The organism is Terrirubrum flagellatum (assembly GCF_022059845.1).
GTDB lineage: Bacteria > Pseudomonadota > Alphaproteobacteria > Rhizobiales > Beijerinckiaceae > Terrirubrum > Terrirubrum flagellatum.
In genome coordinates this window covers 3,418,805-3,440,949 of sequence record NZ_CP091851.1, presented here as the reverse complement: position 1 = coordinate 3,440,949, position 22,145 = coordinate 3,418,805, and the positions used below count along the sequence as shown (strand labels likewise).

Genomic DNA, 22,145 nt, shown 5'->3' with positions numbered 1-22,145 from the left:
GCCGAGGCAAGGGCGTTCGACGAGCGCCGGATGCTTTCAAGGCGGATCGCGTGGCCTTGGTCGTGGCGAGGCGCTCTGGCGCGGAGATGGTGGAGACTGTTCGATGACGCTTGTGCGCCCTTCGATCGAGGCGATGGAAGATTCGCCCATTCTGGACGTGTGGCGGATGGGATTCTCCGTCGACGGCGTCATCGGCCTATGGGCCGGGGAACCTGATGTCCCGACACCCCGCTTCATCTGCGCGGCCGCGGAGAAGGCGCTCGCCGAAGGCCACACCTTTTATACCCACGGGCGAGGCATTCCGGAGCTTCGCGCCACTATTCAAGGTTATCTGGAGCGGCTCTATGGCAAGCGCATCTCGGATGATCGTATTGCAGTGACATCCGCCGGCATGAACGCCGTGCAGCTGGTTTCGCAGGCGCTGATTGATCCCGGCGACAAGGCCATCGCCATCACCCCATCCTGGCCCAACATCATGCGCGCCATGCAGATTTCCGGCGCGGCGGTGACGGAAGTGCCGCTGACGAGTGGGCCGATGGGATGGTCGCTCGATCTCGAAGCGGTGTTCGCCGCCTGCGTCCCAGGCGTGAAGCTGATCTATCTCGCCTCCCCGGCCAATCCGACAGGCTGGATGATCACGCCGGACGAAGCACGGAAGCTTCTGGATTTTACGCGCGAGCGCGGCATCGCGATTGTTTCCGATGAGGTCTATCACCGTATTGTTTATGATCGGCCCGTCGCGTTCTCGTTCCTCGACATTGCGACGCCCCAAGACGCTGTTTTTGTCGTCAATTCCTTCTCCAAGAGCTGGGCGATGACCGGCTGGCGCATGGGCTGGCTGATCTACCCCGAAGGCCTCACAGAAACCTTCGAGAAGCTGATCCAGTTCAACACATCAGGGGGGCAGGCCTTTCTGCAATATGGCGGCGTCGCCGCAATCCGCGACGGAGAGCCGTTCGTCTCCGAATTTGTTGAACGCTGCAGGCGAGGGCGCGAGATTGTCGGCGCCTCGCTTGCGCGAATGAATCGCGTCCGCAACGTCCCGAACAACGGCTCGTTCTACGCCATGTTCGAGGTTGACGGCGTCACCGACACCATCGATTTTTGCAAGACGGCGGTGACGGATGCGCGCGTCGGGCTTGCGCCTGGCGTCGCCTTCGGGGCGGGTTCGGAGAAGATGATCCGTCTTTGCTATGCGAAGACGGAGGAGACCCTGAACGAGGCCATGGCGCGGCTCGAGCGTTTCATTGGCCGCTGACGTCGGCCGGCTCCCTCCGCCGACGAGTATCGCGTCAGGCGGAGAGGTTTACGAATGGCGGAACGTGGCGTGCTTGAGGTCGATCCGGAATGGCTGAAGCCGGTGACCTTGCGCATCTCCGGGAATTGTCCCGGCGAAGCGCGCAGCCACGTGAAGATTCGCTCTCATGAAGTGGTGATCGACGAGCCGCCGGAGCGGCGCGGCACGGATCAGGGGCCGGCGCCGACAGAGTTGCAGATCGCCGCTTTGATCGGCGTCACTAACGTCATCCTGAAGCGGCTTGCGCGTCGCGACGGTTTTACGATCGACGATCTTGTTGTTGACGCCGAAGCCGACCTCGATCGGCGTGGCGTCTGGTTGCGGGAGGAGGTCGCGCGGCCCTGGATTGAGATCAGATTGCGCATATCGCTGGCGACGAATGCTGATGATGAGCGCGTGACAATTTGGCGGGACGATCTCGCGCGGTTTTCGCCGATTCACGCGACGCTTCGGGCGGCGGGAACGCCTATTATTGAAGATTGGTCCGTGCGGCGCGGGTGAAAAAAGGAGCCAGAATCGTGACGAAGCCTTCCGCGCTCGCATCCTGGCAGGAGTCTGCTGCCCGTTTGGTCGATGTCGCCGCTGGCCGAAGCCCCGCCGACATGGTGATCAGGAACGGCCGTTGGGCGAATGTTCATTCCGGTGAAATCATCGACGGGATCGATGTCGCCATCGCTGCAGGACGCTTCGCGTTTGTCGGCCCGTCTGCGGCGCACGCGATCGGCCCCCAGACCAAGGTGATTGACGCAGATCGGCGCTACATGGCGCCAGGGCTGTGCGACGGGCACATGCATGTCGAGAGCGGCATGGTGACGGCGACGGAATTCGCGCGCGCGGTGATTCCTCATGGCACGACAACGATGTTCGTTGATCCCCATGAGATCGCGAACGTGCTGGGCCTCGAAGGCGTCAGATTGATGCATGATGAGGCGGCCGGGCTGCCAATCAATATGTTCGTGCAGATGCCGAGTTGCGTGCCGAGCGCCCCCGGTTTGGAAAACGCCGGCGCAAGCCTCGGCCCTGACGATGTGCGCGAAGCCATGGCGTGGCCGAACATCATTGGCCTCGGCGAGATGATGAATTTTCCCGGCGTCGTCGCTGGCGATTCCAAGATGCTGGGCGAGATCGCGGCGACGCAGAGTGCAGGAAAGACGGTCGGCGGACATTACGCCTCGCCTGATCTCGGCCTGCCTTTCCACGCTTATGTCGCCGGCGGCCCGGCGGATGATCACGAGGGCGTGCGACTCGCCGACTGCATCGCGCGTGTTCGGCAAGGGATGCGCGCCATGCTTCGCCTAGGCTCCGCCTGGTACGACGTCGCGTCGCAGATCAAGGCCGTGACCGAGCATGGACTTGATCCGCGCAACTTCATTCTCTGCACGGATGATAGTCATTCCGGCACTCTCGTGAATGACGGGCACATGAATCGCGTCGTGCGTCACGCAATCGCGCAGGGCCTGAAGCCGATCACCGCGATCCAGATGGCGACGCTGAACACGGCTCAGCATTTCGGCCTCGAGCGCGAACTGGGGTCGATCACGCCGGGACGCCGCGCCGATCTGATTCTGACGAGCGATCTTGTTGCTCTTCCGATCGAGATGGTGATTGCGCGCGGCGTTGTGCTTGCCGAAAACGGCCGGCTGACAGTGGAGATCGCGCCTTATCCCTATCCCGAAGCGTCGCGGCGTACAGTGCATGTTGGACGCAAATTGACGGCGGATGATTTCGTCATCAATGCGCCCGCCCGCGCATCGAAAGTCAAAGCGAACGTCATCGGCGTGATCGAGAACCAGGCGCCGACGCGCGCGCTAATACGCGAACTCGCTTGTGAAGGGGGGCGCGTGTTGATGGATCGCGAGCAGGATGTCTGCCAGATCGCAGTCGTAGAGCGACACCGCGGCTTCGGCGGCGTCTCGAACGCGCTGATCTCGGGCTTCGGCTACAACATCGACTGCGCAGTGGCGAGCACCGTCGCCCATGACAGTCATCATATGATTGTGGTCGGCACATCGCATGCCGACATGGCGCTGGCCGCCAACAGGCTGGCCGAAGTAGGGGGTGGCGTCGTTGTGATCAACGACGGCAAAGAGCTCGCGCTGGTCGAACTGCCGATCGCGGGACTCATGTCCGACGAGCGCGCCGAGATCGTTGCGGCGAAGGCGGACAAGATGGTCGAGGCGATGCGCGCCTGCGGATGCTCGCTCAACAACGCCTATATGCAGCATTCGCTGATGGCGTTGGTTGTGATCCCCGAGCTTCGTCTGTCAGACATCGGCCTCGTCGATGTGCGCAAGTTCGAGAAGATTCCGCTGTTCGTCGACGAGAGGGTTTAGCGCAGCGAGGAAATCCTCGCAGCCGTCAAGGCCAGCGCGCGCGCCGCGTCGGCTTTGGTCAGGACGCTGACGGTCGATCCGTGCCCGGGATCGATGACTGTCGCTCCATCCTGTTCGCCGCCATCGCAAACGACGCGCAGGGGCAGATCTTCCGCCGTGAAAAGAGATGGATCGATCATCTGCAAGATGACGCAGGGATCGTGTAGCGGAAATGCAGTGGGCGGCGGCTCGATGGACCCCTTTGACGCGCGATAGGTCGTAACGTTCCGCAGGTACGCGCGGTGCAACTGGTGCGACATCTCGCCGACTGGTCCTGTCGTGGCGAGTCGCTCGGCCCACTCTGTGTCGGCTCCCACCTGACGCGTGACGTCGAGTGGCGCCAGCGTCACCGGAATGCCCGAGCGGAAGACGATATCCGCCGCTTCCGGGTCCGCCGCAATGTTGAACTCTGCGGCCGGCGTCACGTTGCCGGGCGAACGCACCGCGCCGCCCATCGCGACGACGCGTTCGATCCTCGACGCCGCGGCGGCGTCCGCCCGGATCAGCTTGGCGATATTCGTCAGCGGGCCCAGCGCAAGGATCGAGATGCTTTTGACGTGGTTCGCCGACAGAAGGGATGAGAGCCATGACACGGCGTCGCGCGGGTCCGCTTGCCGCCTGGATTTCGGAAAGGCGAGCCCCCCCAGCCCATCCTCGCTATGGATATTTCCAGCCTCAATCGCCGGTCGTTCGATCGGCTCGGCCGCTCCGGCGAACACAGGGATGTCCGGCCTTCCCGCGAAATCGAGCACCGTCAGCGCGTTGGCGGTCGTTCGCGCGATACCGACATTTCCGCCAACTGTCGTCACGCCAAGAATATCGAGTTCTGGCGAGGCGCAGGCGACGAAGAGAGCGAGCGCGTCGTCGAGGCCAGGATCGGTGTCGATCACAACGGAAATGGTAGCTGACGTCATGTTCTCGTCATTCTGAGGGGAGCGTCTTATTTCCGAGAGTTCCATTCTGCGCAACAGGCGGCCGCCGGCCCACCTCTTGCTTGAGAATGTCAGGTCTGCGGGACAATGCCTTGCGCGATCTGCTGTTGACGATCAAGCGGAAGCGCTGTTTCGCTCATTTAGCCCAATATTTCCAGGAGAGCCTTCATGGCCGTCCGTTCGAAGCCACTACTCGCACTCGCCGGCGCCGCTCTGGCGACGCTGCTCGTTGGCGGCGCCGCGCTCGGCCAGCAAAAGAAGACGCTCACCATCTCCATGTGGGGCTTCAACGGCGACAAGCTCGAGCAGCATCTCTTCAAGCCGTTCAAGGACAAATACAACGTCGACATCGTACTTGAGGCCGGCAACGCCGGCGACAGGCTGAACAAGGTGGCCATCCGCAAGGGCGGCGTCGATCTGATCTATCTGTCGGATGTGTTTTCGCAGGTCGGCATCGAGCAGGGGCTGTTCGAGAAGATCGACACGGGCAAGCTGACCAATTTGAAGGATCTCTATCCCCTCGCGCAGGCGCCGCAGGGAGAGGGTTACGGGCCGGGCTATACGGTCGGGCGCTACGGTGTGATTTACGATTCGGCGAAAGTCGCTGCGCCGGTGACGTCATGGCATGATCTCTGGCGGCCGGAATTCAAGCGCCGGTTGACCTTGCCGGGATTCTCGACCACGGCCGGCCCACTTACGGTGCTCGTGGCGGCGGCGCGCAAGAATGTCGACGCCTACGCGAATCCGACTGCGACGTTCGAGAGTGTGGCGGAACTGAAGCCCAATCTCGTGAAGACCTACAATACGGGTTCTGAACTCGTGAACCTGTTCTCGACTGGAGAGGTCGTGGTTGCGGCGGCGCAGGACTTCACTTTCGCGCAGGTGAAGGCGGCGATCCCGACCGCGAAGTGGGCCGATCTTAGCGATGGCGCTTTCGTGACTTTCAATACGGTGAATATCGTCAAGGGTGTAAAAGACAAGGAATTGGCTGAGGCCTTCATCAACTGGCATCTCAGCGTGGAAGCGCAGAAGGCCCTGGCGATCGCAGGCACCGACGGGCCGACGAACATGAAGGCTGAATTGACGCCTGAGCAGGCGGCGCCGTGGACCTATGGCGAAGCCGTGATCAAGAGTCTTCGTAAGCCGGACTACGCCAAGCTCAATGCGGCGAAGGCGGATTGGGGCAATCGCTGGAACGATATCTTCGGCCGATGAAAGTGAGAGCTCGGCGCGCTCTTGATCGCCGGACTCTGTTGCTGGATTCCTGAGCGATGAAGAGGTTTGCGCCCTGGATGTTGCAGGCGCCGGCGTTGGCGCTGGTAACGGTCTTGCTGATTGTTCCGGTGATCGGCGTCCTGATCGTGACGGCCGGAAGCGGCCGGATGGTCGCGATCTTCCAGGGATTTCTGTCATCCGGATTCAATCAGGCGGTCATCTGGCGCACGTTGCAGGTCGCGCTGCTTACAACGGTTCTCGCCTTGCCGATCGGCTTCGCCGCGGCCTACGTCGTGGCGCGGGCGCCGGGGAGAGCAAAGAGCCTTTTGCTGATCGCGGCCGTGTTCCCGCTGCTGACCGGCGTCGTCGTCCGATCTTTTGCGTTCATGGTGCTGCTGGGTCGCAATGGCGTCATCAACAATCTTCTCCTGAAGTTCGGCATTGTCGACGAGCCGTTGTCGCTTCTGTACTCTCAGCCGGCTGTGATCATCGGGCTCGTCTATCTCTTTACGCCGCTGATGATCCTGTCGCTGGTCGGCGTTCTCGAAGGGATCGACGAAAGCATCCTTCAGGCGTCGGCTTCGCTTGGCGCCACTCCTGCAGCGACGTTTCGACAGGTCATTCTACCGCTGGCGGCGCCAGGTCTCATCGTAGGGTCTGTTCTCGTCTTCAGCGGCAGCTTCACGGCATTCGCGACGCCGCAGCTTCTGGGCGGCGACAGGCAGATGGTTCTGGCGACGCTGCTCTATCAGAAAGCGATGGTCGATTTTGACTGGATCGGCGCTTCGACGATCGCGACGATCATGATGGCGATCACCTTCTCGACGATCTTCGTCATGAGTTCGCTGGCGCGGCGCCTCAATCCGACGGCGGTCTGAGATGGGCCGCACGCATCCCGCCTTGGTCGCCGTCACAGTCGCAATCTATGCGTTTCTGCTCGCGCCTCTGGTGATCGTGATTGGCGCAGCGTTCAGCGAAACCACTTATCTCGCTTTTCCTCCTCAGGGCCTTTCGCTGAAATGGTTCGCCAATGCGCTGGCCAATTCGGATTTTCGGCGATCGTTCGTCACGAGCATGGAGGTCGCGCTCCTGGGGACAGGGCTCGCGCTTGTCGCCGGAGCGCCTGCGGCCTACGCGCTCGCGCGTTTCCGGCCGCGCCTCCCGCGCGGCATGGGCAATATGTTCGTGCTGCCCATTCTGGTGCCTGAGATCGTGACGGGCTTCGCGCTGCTGAAGCTTCTCGCCGTCGATTGGAGCCTGCCAATTCTTGCGGCGCTAACGCTCGGCCATGCCCTGCTCGTGCTGCCCTACTGCGTGCGCGTCATCTCGGCGAACTTCGCAGCCTTTGACTTCAGCATCGAGGAGGCGGCGATCAGCCTCGGCTCGCCGCCGCTCAAGACCTTCTTCACCGTCGTTCTGCCAAATGTCCGTTCAGCCGTTCTGGCCGCATTCGTTTTGTCATTCATCACGTCGCTCAACGATGTCTCGATATCGGTGTTTTTGACGGGGCCGGGCGTTAATACCCTCCCCATTCAGGTCCTCTCCTATGTCGAGCAATATTTCGACCCGACAGTCGCGGCGGTGTCCGTATTGTTGATGGTTCTCACCGTTGGCGTGATGGCGGTCGTCGAACGCACGCTCGGACTCACAACATTTACGAAGTGAATCGTGACTGAAAGCCTCACTCTTTCGCATGTCAGCGCCCATTACGGCGCGACACGCATTCTTGACGATCTGTCGCTCCGCGTCGAAGCCGGCGAGCTTGTTTCGCTTCTGGGCGCATCCGGCTGCGGCAAAACCACAACGCTTCGGATCGTCGCGGGTTTCCTCACCCCAACATCGGGGGAGGTTCGCTTGGGCGACCGCGACCTGTCGCGCCTCCCTGCGCACAAGCGGGATATCGGTCTTGTCTTTCAGAATTATGCACTGTTTCCACATCTGACAGTGTTCGACAATGTCGCGTTCGGATTGAAGCAAAGGAAGATCGAAGGGACGGAACAGCGTCGGCGTGTTGGCGCCATGCTCGATCGTGTCGGGCTTGGAGCATTTGCCCAGCGCCTTCCCGCTGCGCTTTCTGGCGGCCAGAAGCAGCGAGTCGCTCTTGCGAGGGCGCTTGTGATCGAGCCCGGTCTCTTGATGTTCGATGAGCCGTTGTCGAATCTCGATGCGAAGCTGCGCGTCGAGATGCGCGGCGAGATCAGGGAGCTTCAGCGTGCGAATGGCGCGTCGGCGCTCTACGTGACCCACGATCAGGAAGAGGCTTTCTCCATCTCTGATCGCGTCGCGATCATGGATGCGGGAAAAATCGTCGAATTCAATACGCCGGAGAAGCTTTATCGAAAGCCCGCGACGCCTTTCGTCGCGAAGTTTGTCGGCTTCGAGAATCTCATTGCGTTGAGCGTGGTCGAGCGCGCAGGCGAAGTCATTGTGGCAGAGGGCGTCCGCGGGTTTCAGATCAAACTTGATCAATCCGCTTTCGGCGCAATTCCTGATCGCTTCACGCTTGCGGCGCGCGCGGAAGGACTCGTTGTCACCATCGCCCCCGGAAGCGACGGCGTTCCCGCGAAACTTGGCTTGCGCACCTATCTCGGCCGGACCTATCAATATCGGTGCGAAACGCCCGCCGGGGCGCTTCTTGCGCATGGCCCGATGCTCAACGTTACGGATCAAGACGTCACGCTTGCGATTGATCCCGCGAACTGTTGCATCCTTGCCGCGCAACCCGCCTAGGCCGGCGGTGCACGTAATTTCGTCGCTCGACAGAACTGGATTCACCACATGGCCGATCGTCTTCCAGAGGTTCTCGCCCATATCGACGCCGAGATGGACGCCAGCCTCGCGCGGCTGTTCGAGTTCGTCAGAATTCCCAGCATCTCAACCGATCCGGCCTATGCCGCCGATTGCAAACGCGCGTCGGAGTGGCTCGCCGCCGAACTAAATAAGATCGGGCTTGCCGCGCAATCGCGGCCGACTACGGGCCACCCCATGGTGGTCGCGCACGATCAAACCGGCGAAGATCCGCATGTGTTGTTCTACGGCCACTATGATGTGCAGCCGGTTGATCCGCTGGAGCTCTGGGCCTCGCCGCCCTTCGAGCCTGCGCTTGTGCCCCAGCCTAACGGCGACGCCTGGATCACCGGCCGCGGCGCGTCGGACGACAAGGGCGCTCTGCTGACATTCGTCGAAGCCTGCCGCGCCTGGAAGGCTGTGACCGGCAAGTTGCCGGTGCGCGTCTCCATGCTGTTCGAAGGCGAGGAAGAGTCGGGAAGCCCAAGCCTGGAGCCATTTCTTAAGGCGTACCGTGAAGAACTATCGACCGATGTCGCGCTCGTTTGCGACACGGATATGTGGGATGATCAGACGCCTGCGATCACGACGATGCTGCGCGGCTTCGTCGCCGATGAAGTGACGGTGACCTGCGCCGATCGCGACCTTCATTCCGGAATGTTCGGGAGCGCGGCGCGCAACGCGCTTCATCTGCTTGTCGACATCCTCGCGGGCCTGCACGGCAGCGACGGCCGTGTGACCTTGCCGGGCTTTTACGATGGCGTTCGTGAACTTGATCCTGCGGTGAAAGCGCAGTGGGATCGTCTCGGCTTCGATGGCGAAGGCTTCCTCGCCAATGTCGGGCTCAGTGTTCCCGCCGGCGAGAAAGGGCGCAGCGTTCTCGAGCAGATCTGGGTGCGGCCGACCTGCGAGATCAATGGCGTCTATGGCGGTTATTCCGGCGTTGGCTTCAAGGCCGTTATTCCGGCGAAGGCGACCGCGAAGGTCTCATTCCGGCTTGTCGGCGGACAGGATGCGCTCGCGGTGCGCGAGAGCTTCCGCGCCTATGTCCGGTCGCGCATGCCAAAAGATTGTTCTGTGGAGTTCACAGCCAACGGCGCGAGCCCAGCTCTAAGTTTGCCTCTTGAAAGTCCGCTGCTGCGCAAAGCTTTGGATGCGCTAACCGAGGAATGGGGCAGGGAAGCTGCGCTCGCGGGCACGGGCGGATCGATCCCGATTGTCGGCGACTTCAAGCGCTTCCTTGGGATGGATTCGTTGCTTGTCGGTTTTGCCCGCTTCGACAATCGCATCCACGCGCCGAACGAGAAGTATGATCTTTCGAGCTTCCGGAAAGGCGTTCGGAGCTGGGCGCGAATCCTTGCTTCCTTCGCTACGAAATAGGCGGCGCAGGCAAACTCGCGCCGCCTCTTGTAGTCAGTTGGTCGTCGGCTTGAAGCTCATGGCGAGCGTGCGTTCGTCCGCGCGCCCTTCAACCGTGAGTCCTTTACGCGCCGCCCATGTCGTCGACTGAAAATGGACCGGAATGATTGCGCCGTCATTGGCGGCCATCTTCGATGCTTCATTCAGGGTCTTCAGCCGCTGCGCGTCATCCATGGTCGCCAACGCCTTCACCAGCAATTCGTCGACCTTTGGGTTGCAGTAATTACTCCAGTTGAATTGGCCGAATCCCTTGTCCTTGTCGGCGCAGGCGATGATGGCGCGCAAGGTGGAGGATACCTCGCCGCCCTGGGCGCCCCAGCCGATCAGACCGAACGAAAACTCCGCCTTTGCGCCGCGCGTCGCATAGACGGCCATCGGCATCGCGTCGACCGATGTTTTGATGCCGATACGCGAGAGGTATTGTCCAACCGCTTGCGCGATCTTGTCGTCATTCACGAAGCGGTTGTTCGGGGCATGGATCGTCAGCGAAAAGCCGTCGGGATAGCCGGCTTCGGCGAGCAGTTTTTTCGCGCCATCGGGATCGAACGGCGTCGTTTCAAATCCCGGCTCATTGTTGCGCAGCGGCGGCGGCACGAACTGGCTCGAAGGCGCCGACAGCCCGTCCATGATCCGATCGCGGATCGCGTCGCGATTGATCGCCATCGAGAAAGCCTTGCGCACGCGCGCGTCCTTGAACGGATTCTTGCCGAGCGGCGATCCGTCTTTGGTTGTCATGAAGGGCGGATTGTCGCGGCCGGAGTCGATATAGAAATAGATCACGCGCAGCGACGGCTTCTCCGCGAAAGTCAGCTTGGGGTCCTTGCGGATGCGCTCGAGATCCTGCGTCGGCACTTGATCGATCACATCGACGTCGCCCGCCAGAAGCGCAGCGACGCGCGCTCCATTGTTGGGAACGAAGCGATAAGACACCCTGTCCCAGGCTGGCTTTCCGCCCCAATACCCGGAATTAGCGGTGAGTTCGATGCGATCGTCCTGGCTATAGGACGCGAACTTGTAGGGGCCGGTTCCGATTGCCGCCTTGCCTGAGTTAAAGTCTTCGCTCTGCGCGTTCTGCGCCGCTTTTTTGGAAACGATTGGCACCTGAGCGAGATCGTTCGGCAGCAGGGGATAAGGCGTCGCCGTCTTGAATTGCAGCGTATAGGGATCAACGATCGTCTTGGCGGTGATCGCGCGCGTATAGATCGTGAACGGCGCCGGGCTTTTCACGACGGTGACAGGCCGGTCGATCGAGAACACAACGTCTTCGGCCGTGAACTCGCTTCCGTCATGAAATTTCACGCCCTTGCGAAGCTTCACTTCCCAAGTGGTGTCATTGATGGGTTTCAGCGATTCCGCGAGGCCTGGAACGATCTGCGCGTCCGCGGTCATGATCACGAGCGTGTCGAAGATATGCGCGGCGACGGCATTATTCGGCACGAGATTTTGATAGTGCGGATCGACCGATGAAATCGGCGACGACACCGCCAGTTTCAGATCGGCGGCGTATCCCGGGATTGCCGCATAAATAGCGCCCACGAGGAGGGCGCCGACCAGTTTCAGCTTGCGGATCATGCTTGTCCTCCCCTTCTTATTTCGCCATGGCGCCGAGAATGCGCGCCCAGCTTCGGATGCCTTTATGGAATGACGAGAGATCGTATTTCTCGTTCGGCGCGTGGACGCGGTCGTCTTTGAGAGCGAATCCGATCAGCAGGGGCTCGAGCCCAAGCGTTTCCTTGAAATCCTTCACGATCGGAATCGATCCGCCCTGTCCCATGAGCACGGCCTTCCTGTTCCATTCCGTCGTGAGCGCATCGCGCGCCTTGACGACGAGATCGGAATCCCATGGCACATTCGCCGGCGTCGTCCATTTCGTATTGACGAATTCCACGGAGCAATCTTTCGGAATGCGCTTCGTCACGAATTTGCGGAACAGCTTCTGGATATTCTCAGGGTCTTGTCCCGCGGCAAGGCGGAAAGAGACCTTGGCGTGAGCCTCGTTCGGAATGACGGTTTTCACGCCTTCGCCCTGATAGCCAGCCCAGACGCCGTTCACGTCGCAAGTCGGGCGCGAGGCGATCTGTTCGATCACCATGCGGTCTTTCTCGCCGGCGGGAATGGAGAGACCGATCGGGCCGAGCAGCTTCTTCGCCGTAAGGTTGAGCTTCTTCCAGTCATTGTAGATCGGCTTCGGCAATTCCTTCACGCCCTTGTAGAAGCCGGGGATGCCAATCCGCCCGTCCTCATCATGCAGATCGGCGACGACGCGCGAGAGCACGCGGATGGCGTTGTTCGCCGCGCCGCCGAAACTGCCGGAATGGAGATCGCGATCGGCGGTGCGAACGATGATCTCTTCATGGAACATGCCGCGAAGCGTGATGGTGATCGCCGGCGTGTCGCGATCCCATTGGCCGGTGTCGCAGATGAAGGCGTGATCGGCCTTGAGCGCTTTGCGGTTCGCCTTGATGACGCCAGGCAGGCTTTCCGAACCATTCTCCTCCTCGCCTTCAAGCAGCAGCGAGATGTCGATGGGCAGTTCGCCGGTCGCCGCTTTCCAGGCGCGACAGGCCTCGATGAAGGTCATCATCTGGCCCTTGTCGTCGCAGGCGCCGCGCGCCCGGATCACTTTTCGCCCGGGCTCAAGATCGACGAGCTTTGGCTCGAACGGCGGAAATTCCCAGAGATGCAGCGGGTCGACAGGCTGAACGTCATAATGTCCGTAGAAAAGGATATGCGGCTTCTTCCCGCCTTTGGCGTGGCCGACCACGACAGGATGGCCCGGCGTATCGTGAATTTTCGCCTCGAACCCGATGCCGCTGACATCTTCGGCCACGAATTCCGCGGCGCGGCGCACGTCGGCTGCATAGGCCGAGTCAGTCGACACCGAGGGAATGCGCAGAAGCGAGAACAATCGCTCGAGCGACTGGTCGAGATGAGCGTCAATATGATTGAGCACGTTGTCGATGGCCGCCATGAATCCCCCGCTGGCGCGCCGGCCTGTTTCCTCGATCGTGCGAAAGGACGGCTGGCAAACCGTATTCAATATCCTAAATCTGGATGTGGCAAGCGAAGTTGACGGCGCTGAGCCGGAAATGCACGGCCTGTCGAAACGGCTGATATGGAGAGCAAGTGATGGAGCAGCGGCTTCTCGGCGGGACGGGTTTCAGCGTCCCGGTGCTGAGTTTTGGAACGGCCACCTTCGGCGGGGGGAGCGAGTTCCTTCGCGCCTGGGGCGCATCAGACGTGAAGGAGGCGACGCGGCTGGTCGATGTCTGCCTTGAGGCCGGCTGCAACTTCTTCGATAGCGCTGACTCCTACTCCGCGGGCATGGCGGAAGAGATTCTCGGCAAGGCGATCGCCGGCCGTCGTGATCAGCTTCTCATCTCGACGAAGTCGACATTCCGGCTCGGGTCGGGCCCGAACGATATCGGCTCGTCGCGGCATCGGCTGATCCGCGCCTGCGAAGCGAGCCTGAAGAGATTGGGGACGGACTATATCGACCTCTATCAGATGCATGGTTTTGATGCGCTGACGCCGATCGAGGAAACGGTGCGCGCGCTGGACGATCTCGTGACATCAGGCAAGGTCCGTTATGTCGGCTGCTCGAACTTCTCCGGCTGGCAGCTCATGAAGTCGCTTGCGGTTGCCGATCGCTATGGCTGGAACCGCCATGTCGCGCATCAGATCTATTATTCGCTCGCGGCGCGCGACTATGAGTGGGAGCTGATGCCGCTGGCCTTGGACCAGAAGGTGGGGGCGCTGGTGTGGAGCCCGCTCTCGGGCGGCACGCTTACGGGCAAGATGGGCCGCAACAAGCCCGCGCCCGAAGGAACGCGGTTCGCGCAACAGGGCTCACACGGACCTGAGCTGCCGCGCGAGCAATTCTACGATTTGATCGACGCGCTGGAGGCGATCGCTGCCGAAGTCGGGCGCAGCGTGTCACAAGTGGCGCTGAACTGGGTGATCAACCGCCCGTCCGTGGCGAGCGTCATCATTGGCGCGCGAAACGAGGATCAACTGCGCGACAATCTCAAGGCGGCGGAATTCAAACTGACGGCTGATCAGGTGCGCAGGCTTGATGAGGTCAGCGCGCGGCCGCCAGCCTATCCCTACTGGCATCAGCGGCGCACCTCTCCTGATCGCAACCCCCCGCCGGTCTGATCCGACGGCCGGGCGATCAAGCCAGCCTGCTGAGCGAGAAACATGTCACGTCGCGCAGCAGTTTGATGAATTGCTGCGCGCGATATTCGGCTGTGACGCGCCCTTTTTCCGCCGTGGCGACCGATGCGTCGCCTGCTGCGCCATCGGGATGGATATCCTGCGCGATCCAGCCAAACGCGTTGAAGCCGGTCGGCCGCAAAAGGTCGAACTCTTTCGAAATCTTAATGGTGCTCGGCGCGAAATTCTTCGCCTTCTCCATGCGGACGCGGTCCGGCCGGAAATGCAGCATCATCGAGGTCTCATTGTCGCCCGCATGGATGCCGACCGCTGATTCAAGATCGGTGTAGAGCCCGGCCGGGCTGCCAAGCCGTCCCCAGTTGCAGGCGACTGCAAGCATCTGGCAGCGCACGCGCAGCTCACGACACACGATGCTGATGAGATCGACATTGCCGCCATGCGAATTGACCATGATCAGCTTGCGCAGACCGGCGCGATGAACGCATTCGCCAATCTCGACCCAGGCGCGCAGCGCCGTTTCAGCTGAGAAGGTGATCGTTCCCGGCGAGCGTATATGCTCGTTTGATTTGCCGATTGCCTGCGTCGGCAGGATCAGGATCGAGAGATCGTCCGGCAGGATTTTCAGCGTCTCCGCGATCATGCCGTTGTTGATGTCGGTGTCGACGGAAACCGCGAGATGCGGTCCATGCTGCTCAGTGGCGCCGATCGGAAGGATCGCGATCACCTTCTCGGGATCGAGCCCCTTGAACTCTTCGGTGGTGAGGTCGGACCAGTAATGCTTGCGCACGCGGACTCCGGAATTGTTCTCTGAATGATCGCTGGCGCGCGATGCGCCGGTCGTGTTACTGCCTGACGGGAACGTAGGTCCTCATCTTGCCGGGATTGAGCAGGCCGTAGGGATCGACTTCGGCTTTGAATCCGAGCTGATCGGCGTCGGTTTTCTTGTGCCGCGTGCCATCCTCAAGCGTATAGACATGCGGATTGGCGATGAACACGCCATGCTTCTCATGCAGTGCAATAATTTCGTTCAGACGTTCCGCCGTGGTGTAGCGAACGATCGGCAGCGCGCTGCAGGTGATGCGGCCGTTGAAGCGCATGAACTCGGTGTGCGGCAGAACCTCGTCCGGGAACATCTCCTGCATCTCTTTGACGGATTCGAGCAGCCTGTCGGCGGGATAGAGGCATTGCAGGTAGGTGATCGTGCGATCCTGCTTCAGCCACTGCAGCGTGGTGTGGTTCCAGGTATATTCGTAGAGCGGCGTCTCCTCCGGCGACTCGTCGTTCGGCTTTTCGTAGGTGACCTCGCCAGCGTTTCTCACCACCATCCGGAAGCTTTCCATCGAAGGCTCCGCGATCATCGCGAAGATCACCGCCTTGCCTTCAGGGCAATACGCGGTCATTGGCCCGAAATGCTGCGGAATGGGCCACGCCATCGGCGTGATCAGCTTCTTGATGATGCCATCAGCGTTCGCGATCGCCTGACCGATCCGCATCGCCTCGGAGAAATCGTCGAACGCCACGACCACGTCGATCCATGGCCATGCCGGCGCCAGCGGCATCTCGACCGCGGTGACGATGCCCGTCGTGCCATAGGTGCGATTGATCTTGAGCACTTCGTCGCGACGCAGTTCGAGCACGCGCGGCTCGTCTTCGAGCGTCACCACGCGCGCCGCGATGATGTTGCCGGGCTCGCGCAGGCCGCCATAGGTCACCGAGCCAATGCCGCCGGAGCCGCCGGACACGAAGCCGCCGATCGTCGCCATGCGCTTGGTCGAGGGATGCATGCGCAGCTCCCAACCGGCCGGTCTCAGCTCCGCGTCCATTTCATGCATGCGCGCGCCGGCCTGCGCCCGCACAATGCCGGGCTTGTGCCATTCGATGCGATTGAGCGCGTTGATGTCGAGAAGCACGCCGCCTTCGAGCGGCACCATCTGCCCATAATTGCCAGTGCCGCCGGCGCGCACACAGAGCGGAATGCGCCGCCTGGCGCAGGAGGCCGCGATCCTGATGATGTCGGCTTCATCGCGGGGCGCTGCGACGATGTCGGCCGTCTTGCCATGCAGTTCGGCGTTGAGGATAGGGCTATACCAGAAGAAGTCGCGCGAGCGGCGACGAATGGTCATCGGGTCGGTGATGACGGGCGTATCGCCGATATCCTTGATGAAGCCTTCGATGTCATAGCGGCCCGTTGCGCCTGTCGCCCTGGCCGGCATGCTCGTCGCCATTTCGAAACTCCTTTTGCGCTGCGATACAGGCAGCAAAGCCGGAGGAATGCAACCCGGAGCAGGCCCCGCGTTGCAGTCGGAGGCGTGGACAAGCAACGGATGCGCCTTGAATAGCCGTCGACGCCTATTCACAAGAGACAAGCGCTCCGGGCGCATATGTGAGGAGGTCCCGTGTCGAGCTTTATTCTCCGCTCCATCGTCATGGGAATTGTCGCGACTGGCCTGACCGATCTCTGGGCGCAGGCTCTTGCCCGGTTCGCGGGCCTGCCTCCGCCGAACTGGGGGCTTGTCGGCCGCTGGTTCGCGAACCTGACCACAGGCAAGGTCTTTCACGATGATATCGGCAAGGCGCCCCCATGGGCGAACGAACTCGCCATCGGTTGGGCCGCGCATTATCTCGTCGGCGTCGCTTTTGCGGCGGCTGCCCTGCTGATCGGCGGCGCAGGGTGGGCGGCTTCGCCGACCTTTCCGCTGGCTCTTGCGGTCGGATGGGTGACCGTCGGCTTCGGCTGGTTTCTGCTCCAACCCGGCATGGGCGCGGGCTGGGCGGCCTCGAAGCGCCCTAATGCGATGCAGATCCGCATCCTGAACGTGGTCTCGCACACGATTTTTGCGATCGGCCTCTACGTCGCGGCGCTGGCGCTCGCGCGATAGGGCGAAACGCCGCAGGCGGCCGTGCCGCTGTAAAATATTCTTCTCCTTCGCGCCGGGTTGGGTCTATCGTCGATCGACGGGTTGAGTGACGCTCCCGCGCGACCGGCTGCCGGATACAGTCAGGGCGATATGGCGGGGCCGAGAAGAAGGCGAAGATGACTCAGTCGGGCGACGCGACGTCGCCATCTCAGGATCGCCGGCATCGCATCACGCGTGAAAGGCTGAGCGACGGCTCCCATCTCGCCGAGCTTCGCGCCAACGCTCCGCCCGGCCACCAGATCCGCAGCGACGAAGAGATCGAGCACTGCCTGCGTCGGGCGCTCGCCGGGCGGCCGAAAGGCGACATCTGGGTCTTCGGCTATGGCTCGCTGATGTGGAATCCGGCGTTCCACTTTGCAGAACAGAAGGTCGCGGTTGTGCGCGGGTGGCATAGGCGTTTTTGCCTGTGGATGAAGGGCGGTCGCGGGCGCGCCCGACCATCCCGGCCTGATGCTGGCGCTTGATCGCGGCGGCTGCTGCCGCGGGCTCGCCTTTCGCCTCGACGCTGATGAAGCCGAACACGAGCTTCTGATTCTATGGCGTCGCGAGATGCTCAGCGGCTCCTATGAGGCGCGCTGGCTCGACGCGCACACCGACGACGGCGCGGTGAAGGCGGTGACATTCGTCGCGAACCGGCGCCATTCGCGTTTCGCCGGCGCGCTGCCGCTCGATCAGATCGTCCACCACATCGCGACGGCGCGCGGCCCTCTCGGGAGTTGCGCTGAATATCTCCACGAGACTGTCGAGCATCTCGAAGCGTTAGGCTTTCGCGACGAAAGCCTTGAGCGGATCCATCGCCGCGTGCCGCGCAGCGCACAGAATTCCGCGCCGCCCGCCATGCTGAAATCCAGCACGCAGGCGGCGATCACGCCTCAGCAGTAGCCAGTCGATCCGTCAGGCTTCACCGGCACCTTTCGCTCCCAATGGACGTAATCCTCCTTGCCAAGGATTTCTTCGTTGATTTCGACACCCCAGCCCGGACGGTCGGGGCGCAGTTCGAGATAACCATCCTTCGGCAGGTAGGGGTCCTTCACATACCACGCGCCGTCTGACGGTTTGGCGGTCTCCTTTCCCGTGCCGCCGAAGACGTATCCGGGTCCGCGCGGCAGACGATATTCGAGAATCTTGAAGTTGGTCTGCGCGGCCGAGAAATGCACATTGATGGCGGTCGCAAGCGGCCCCATCGGGTTATGCGGCGCGATCGTCACGAAATGCGCTTCCGCCAGCGCCGCGATCTTCTGCATTTCGAGCACGCCGCCGACGACGCAGATGTCGGGCTGCACGATGTCGCAGCCGCGCGCCTGCAGCAGGCGAAGAAATTCAAATCGAGAATAAAGCGACTCGCCGGTCGCGAGCGTACAGTTGAGCCCGCGCTTCAGTTCGCCCCAGGCCTCGAAATTCTCGGGCCTGATCGGCTCTTCGAAGAACAGCGGATCATAGGGCGCCAGCGCATTGCCGAGTTGCATCGCCTGCGCGGGCTCGAAGATTTTCGCATGCGCGTCGAACGCGATATCGTAGTCGCTGCGCACCGTTTCGCGCAGTTGCCGGAAATATTCCGCGCTCGTGCGCACCACCTCGCCCCAGCGATGACGATGCATGTCGATGCGATAGGGCGACAGCTTGAAAGCCGTCAGGCCCCAGTCTTCGTTCAACTTGTCGAGTTCGTCTTTCGCCGCCAGCGGATCGGGCGCGGTGTAGACGCCGGCATAGACGCGGATGCGATCGCGCGCATGGCCGCCAAGCAGCATATAGACCGGAAGATTCACGGCCTTCGCTGAAATGTCCCAGAGGCAGTGATCGATCGCTGAGATCGCCGCGAGCCCGAGCGCGCCCGGAGGAAAGCGCGTTTGCTGCATAAGGTAATGGATGAGATATTCGATCCGCCGGGGATCATGCCCCTTGATGAAGCCGAAGAGATAGTCGAGCAGCGGGATAAGCGCCTTGTCGGGGCCGTGATTGTAGCACTCGCCCCAGCCGGTCAGTCCATCGTCGGTGTCGATCGCGACAAGAACGCGCGGCCGATCCTTGTCTCGCGACATGAAAGCGCGCAGCCTCTCAATCTTCATGGGCGATCCTCGTGTTTCTCCGCGGCCCGTCAGCGCTTCTTGAAGTAAGCGCCCCGGCGCCAGCGCGTCTGGACGTAAACATGTTCCTTGAACGTGCCTTCGGCATAAGAGCCGGAGCCTTCCGTGACCGGGATGGAGACGTTCATCTCGCTCGGCCATTGCGCGATGAAATCCTCGTCGATGTCGACGCCAAGGCCAGGAGCATCGGGAACGTCGATGTAGCCGTTCTTGGATTTGGGATGCGGAATCACTGTTTTGGCGCGCCCATCCCAATCGTCCTCGATGCGTTCGAGGATGAGACCGTTGGGAACGCTCGCAAGAATGTGGAGCGCGGCGTATTCCGCCACCGGTCCCAGTGAGCCCGAGTGCGGCGCCAGCATGATGTGATGCGCTTCGGCCATCGCGGCGATCTTCTTCATCTGCGTGATGCCGCCGGCGCGCCCCGTATCAGGCTGAACCACATCGATCAGTTCGTCTTCAATCAGTTCGCGCTCGCCGAAGATGGTCGCCATACGCTCGCCAGCGGCAAGCGGCACGGAAGAGCGTTCGCGAATACGCCGATAGCCCGCGAGATTGTCCGGCGCGATCGGATCTTCCACCCACATCATGTCGAACGGCTCCAGCGCGCGGCACACTTCAGCCGCGTCGGCGGGCGTGAGCCATGGCGGGCCGTGCAGATCGATGGCGATATCCATCTCCGCGCCAACGGCTTCGCGCAGCGCCGCGACCTTGGAAACGGGATCGGAGACGCCGCCACACTTCAGCGCCGTGAAGCCGCGCTCTTTCAATGAAATCGCAGTCTCCGGCGTGTTCGCATGGCCGTAGAGGCGGATGCGATCCCGCACCTTGCCGCCAAGCAGGTTCCAGACCGGCGTGTTCAGCGCCTTGCCCTTGATGTCCCAGAGCGCCATGTCGATGCCGGTCATGGCGCCGGCGCCCACGACGCCGGTCATTCCGTGCCCCATCGTGGCGATCTGCATCTTCTGCCACAGGCGCTCGATATGCATCGGGTCTTCGCCGATCAAGAGACCTCTCAAGTCTTCGACCGCTGAGCGGATGACGCGCGGCCATCCCGAGCATTCGCCAATGCCGACGATGCCTTCATCGGTGACGACCTTCACGAACAACCAGTTGCGGCTGCCCGTCAAATTCTTCGAGAATTGCTGAACGCCAAATGACCCGTCAGACGCCCAGCTTTTGAGGCTGGGCGCGCCAGCCTGCATGAGGAAAGTCTTGATGTCGACGATCTTCATTGCGTCTCACCTGCATAGCGGAAGCGCTCATGCATGCGGCGATGCCTCGGATCAGGGCGAGGAATCGCGGACAGAAGCGACTTCGTGTAGGGATGATCGGGATCGTTGCAGACCTTGTCGGCCGTTCCAATCTCGACCAGCTTGCCGCGATACATAACAGCGACGCGATCGCACATGTAACGGATCACGCTGATGTCGTGGCTGATGAAGATATAGGACAGGCCGAGCTTGTCCTGCAGCGACATCATGAGATCGAGCATCTGCGCGCGCAGCGACACATCGAGCGCCGATGTCGCCTCATCGGCGACGATGACGCGCGGATTGAGCGCAATGGCGCGGGCGATGCCGATGCGCTGGCGCTGGCCGCCGGAGAATGCGTGGGGATAGCGTTCGCGCCAGGCCGGTTCGAGGCCGACCTGTTGCATGAGATCGGCCACGCGATCGTCAAGTTCCTTGCCGCTGGCGATTTCGTTGACGAGCAAGGGTTCGCCAATGACTTGCGCCACGGTCATGCGCGGGTTGAGTGAGCCGATCGGATCCTGGAAGATCATCCGGATTTCACGCCGGCAGGATCGCAGCGTCGCCTTGTCGGCCCCGACAATATCGACGAGCGAGCCGTCGGCGCGCCGATACTGGATCGCGCCGCCGGTTGGATCGTTCACGCGCAGAATGCAGCGGCCCATGGTGGTCTTGCCTGAGCCGGACTCGCCGACGATCCCCAGAGTCTCCCCAGGAAACAGATCGAGCGATACGCCATCGACCGCTTTCACGCCTGAGCCTTGCGGTCCGAAATGCATCTGGAGGCCGCGCACGCTGACGACAGGCGCGGCGTCGCTCGGGATTGGCGCGCGCTTCAATCTGATCTCGGCCTTCTGCTCGAGCTTGAGCACCGAGCCGATGAGCATCTTGGTGTATTCGTCTTGCGGCGCGTGGAAAATCTGGTCGAGCGGACCTGACTCCTTCACCTTGCCGTAATGCATGACAAGGACTTTGTCGGCGATCTCGGCGACTACGCCCATATCGTGCGTAATGAACATGACGGCCATGCCATGTTCTTTCTGAAGCCTGCGGATAAGGTCGAGAATTTCGGCCTGCGTCGTCACGTCGAGCGCCGTTGTCGGCTCATCTGCGATGAGCAGGATCGGATTGCAGGCGAGCGCCATGGCGATCATCACGCGCTGGCGCATGCCGCCGGAGAACTCAAAGGTGTAGCGATCGATCGCGCGGTCCGGATTGGGAATCTCGACCTGCTTGAGAAGTTCGATACAGCGGGCCCGCGCCTGCGATTTCGTCATCTTGAGATGCAGGCGCAGCACCTCGCCGATCTGGTCGCCAACCGTGTGAACGGGAGAAAGCGACGACATCGGCTCCTGGAAGATCATCGCGATCGCCGCGCCGCGCACCGCCCGGATTTCCTTTCCGCGTGGATTGAGCCTGGCGAGATCGACGGAGGTTCCACCTCGATGAAGAATGACCGAGCCAGATACGATACGTCCAGGCATGTCGACGATTTGCAGGATCGAGCGAGCGGTGACGCTCTTGCCTGAGCCGCTTTCGCCGACGATGCAAAGCGTTTCTCCCTGCCGCAGCGTGAAAGAGACGCCGTCGACCGCTTTCACGACGCCGTTGCGAACGGGAAAATGGGTGACGAGATCGCGGACTTCGAGAACGATGGGGCGTTCTTCGCCGCCTGTAGCTTCGCCCATGATC

General features: G+C 61.7%; 20 protein-coding genes. 12 read left to right on the top strand and 8 right to left on the bottom strand.

The window, feature by feature from the left end; all coding sequences use genetic code 11:
• Nucleotides 1-103: 103 nt before the first annotated feature.
• The 3 genes from L8F45_RS16550 to ade are packed head-to-tail and all read left to right on the top strand — an operon-like array spanning nucleotide 104 to nucleotide 3,630.
• A complete protein-coding gene (locus L8F45_RS16550) occupies nucleotides 104-1,258 on the top strand; it encodes a pyridoxal phosphate-dependent aminotransferase (RefSeq protein WP_342358973.1) in 1,155 nt (384 codons plus the stop codon).
• 54 nt (nucleotides 1,259-1,312) lie between these two features.
• On the top strand, nucleotides 1,313-1,798 hold the full coding sequence (locus L8F45_RS16545; protein WP_342358972.1) for an OsmC family protein: 486 nt from the start codon (nucleotides 1,313-1,315) through the stop codon (nucleotides 1,796-1,798).
• On the top strand, nucleotides 1,795-3,630 hold the full coding sequence (ade, locus tag L8F45_RS16540) for an adenine deaminase (protein ID WP_425329932.1): 1,836 nt from the start codon (nucleotides 1,795-1,797) through the stop codon (nucleotides 3,628-3,630). Before L8F45_RS16545 ends, ade begins: the two co-directional genes overlap by 4 nt.
• On the opposite strand, the gene L8F45_RS16535 is transcribed toward ade, so the two are convergent.
• A complete protein-coding gene (locus tag L8F45_RS16535; protein ID WP_342358970.1) occupies nucleotides 3,627-4,583 on the bottom strand; it encodes a nucleoside hydrolase in 957 nt (318 codons plus the stop codon). The two genes, ade and L8F45_RS16535, sit on opposite strands and share 4 nt — an antisense overlap.
• A 168-nt stretch (nucleotides 4,584-4,751) precedes the next feature.
• Between L8F45_RS16535 and L8F45_RS16530 the strand changes: the two genes are divergently transcribed.
• From L8F45_RS16530 to L8F45_RS16510, 5 genes are read left to right on the top strand one after another with little or no spacing between them, the layout of a single operon-like run.
• Nucleotides 4,752-5,816, top strand: a complete 1,065-nt coding sequence (locus L8F45_RS16530) for an ABC transporter substrate-binding protein (RefSeq protein ID WP_425330028.1) — start codon at nucleotides 4,752-4,754, stop codon at nucleotides 5,814-5,816.
• Between the two features lie 56 nt (nucleotides 5,817-5,872).
• Nucleotides 5,873-6,694 carry an ABC transporter permease gene (locus L8F45_RS16525; RefSeq protein WP_342358968.1) on the top strand — a complete coding sequence of 274 codons (822 nt, stop codon included), beginning with the start codon at nucleotides 5,873-5,875 and terminating at the stop codon, nucleotides 6,692-6,694.
• Nucleotide 6,695: 1 nt separating this feature from the next.
• Nucleotides 6,696-7,481, top strand: a complete 786-nt coding sequence (locus L8F45_RS16520; RefSeq protein WP_342358967.1) for an ABC transporter permease — start codon at nucleotides 6,696-6,698, stop codon at nucleotides 7,479-7,481.
• A 3-nt stretch (nucleotides 7,482-7,484) separates the two neighbouring features.
• Nucleotides 7,485-8,546, top strand: coding sequence for an ABC transporter ATP-binding protein (locus L8F45_RS16515; protein ID WP_342358966.1), 1,062 nt, complete (start codon nucleotides 7,485-7,487; stop codon nucleotides 8,544-8,546).
• Nucleotides 8,547-8,594: 48 nt separating this feature from the next.
• On the top strand, nucleotides 8,595-9,983 hold the full coding sequence (locus L8F45_RS16510; protein ID WP_342358965.1) for a M20/M25/M40 family metallo-hydrolase: 1,389 nt from the start codon (nucleotides 8,595-8,597) through the stop codon (nucleotides 9,981-9,983).
• Nucleotides 9,984-10,016: 33 nt separating this feature from the next.
• Here the strand turns inward: L8F45_RS16510 and L8F45_RS16505 are convergent, their stop codons facing one another.
• Together L8F45_RS16505 and L8F45_RS16500 are read right to left on the bottom strand one after the other, a co-directional pair.
• Nucleotides 10,017-11,594, bottom strand: coding sequence for an ABC transporter substrate-binding protein (locus L8F45_RS16505; RefSeq protein ID WP_342358964.1), 1,578 nt, complete (start codon nucleotides 11,592-11,594; stop codon nucleotides 10,017-10,019).
• A 16-nt stretch (nucleotides 11,595-11,610) separates the two neighbouring features.
• Entirely contained in the window at nucleotides 11,611-12,993 is a 1,383-nt protein-coding gene (locus L8F45_RS16500) for a M20/M25/M40 family metallo-hydrolase (protein ID WP_342358963.1), read from the bottom strand.
• 158 nt (nucleotides 12,994-13,151) lie between these two features.
• Between L8F45_RS16500 and L8F45_RS16495 the strand changes: the two genes are divergently transcribed.
• Nucleotides 13,152-14,180: an aldo/keto reductase gene (locus L8F45_RS16495; RefSeq protein WP_342358962.1), complete on the top strand. Its 1,029-nt coding sequence runs from the start codon at nucleotides 13,152-13,154 to the stop codon at nucleotides 14,178-14,180.
• A gap of 16 nt (nucleotides 14,181-14,196) precedes the next feature.
• On the opposite strand, the gene L8F45_RS16490 is transcribed toward L8F45_RS16495, so the two are convergent.
• Both L8F45_RS16490 and L8F45_RS16485 read right to left on the bottom strand, forming a co-directional pair.
• On the bottom strand, nucleotides 14,197-14,985 hold the full coding sequence (locus L8F45_RS16490) for a creatininase family protein (protein ID WP_342358961.1): 789 nt from the start codon (nucleotides 14,983-14,985) through the stop codon (nucleotides 14,197-14,199).
• A 55-nt stretch (nucleotides 14,986-15,040) separates the two neighbouring features.
• The gene (locus tag L8F45_RS16485) at nucleotides 15,041-16,423 is read right to left on the bottom strand and encodes an FAD-binding oxidoreductase (protein WP_342358960.1); all 1,383 of its coding nucleotides are present in this window, start codon (nucleotides 16,421-16,423) and stop codon (nucleotides 15,041-15,043) included.
• A 171-nt stretch (nucleotides 16,424-16,594) separates the two neighbouring features.
• On the opposite strand from L8F45_RS16485, the gene L8F45_RS16480 reads away from it, so the two are divergent.
• The 3 genes from L8F45_RS16480 to L8F45_RS16470 all read left to right on the top strand — a co-directional run bounded on the left by L8F45_RS16480 (nucleotide 16,595) and on the right by L8F45_RS16470 (nucleotide 17,998).
• Nucleotides 16,595-17,077, top strand: coding sequence for a DUF2938 domain-containing protein (locus tag L8F45_RS16480; RefSeq protein ID WP_342358959.1), 483 nt, complete (start codon nucleotides 16,595-16,597; stop codon nucleotides 17,075-17,077).
• Nucleotides 17,078-17,232: 155 nt separating this feature from the next.
• Entirely contained in the window at nucleotides 17,233-17,580 is a 348-nt protein-coding gene (locus L8F45_RS16475) for a gamma-glutamylcyclotransferase (protein ID WP_342358958.1), read from the top strand.
• Nucleotides 17,567-17,998, top strand: a complete 432-nt coding sequence (locus L8F45_RS16470; RefSeq protein WP_342358957.1) for a gamma-glutamylcyclotransferase — start codon at nucleotides 17,567-17,569, stop codon at nucleotides 17,996-17,998. Before L8F45_RS16475 ends, L8F45_RS16470 begins: the two co-directional genes overlap by 14 nt.
• On the opposite strand, the gene L8F45_RS16465 is transcribed toward L8F45_RS16470, so the two are convergent.
• From L8F45_RS16465 to L8F45_RS16455, 3 genes are read right to left on the bottom strand one after another with little or no spacing between them, the layout of a single operon-like run.
• Nucleotides 17,989-19,182 (bottom strand): mandelate racemase/muconate lactonizing enzyme family protein, encoded by a 1,194-nt coding sequence (locus L8F45_RS16465; protein ID WP_342358956.1) that lies wholly within the window; start codon nucleotides 19,180-19,182, stop codon nucleotides 17,989-17,991. The genes L8F45_RS16470 and L8F45_RS16465 overlap by 10 nt on opposite strands.
• 29 nt (nucleotides 19,183-19,211) lie before the next feature.
• A complete protein-coding gene (locus tag L8F45_RS16460) occupies nucleotides 19,212-20,435 on the bottom strand; it encodes a mandelate racemase/muconate lactonizing enzyme family protein (protein ID WP_342358955.1) in 1,224 nt (407 codons plus the stop codon).
• The gene (locus tag L8F45_RS16455; RefSeq protein ID WP_342358954.1) at nucleotides 20,432-22,141 is read right to left on the bottom strand and encodes an ABC transporter ATP-binding protein; all 1,710 of its coding nucleotides are present in this window, start codon (nucleotides 22,139-22,141) and stop codon (nucleotides 20,432-20,434) included. Before L8F45_RS16455 ends, L8F45_RS16460 begins: the two co-directional genes overlap by 4 nt.
• Nucleotides 22,142-22,145: the final 4 nt, after the last annotated feature.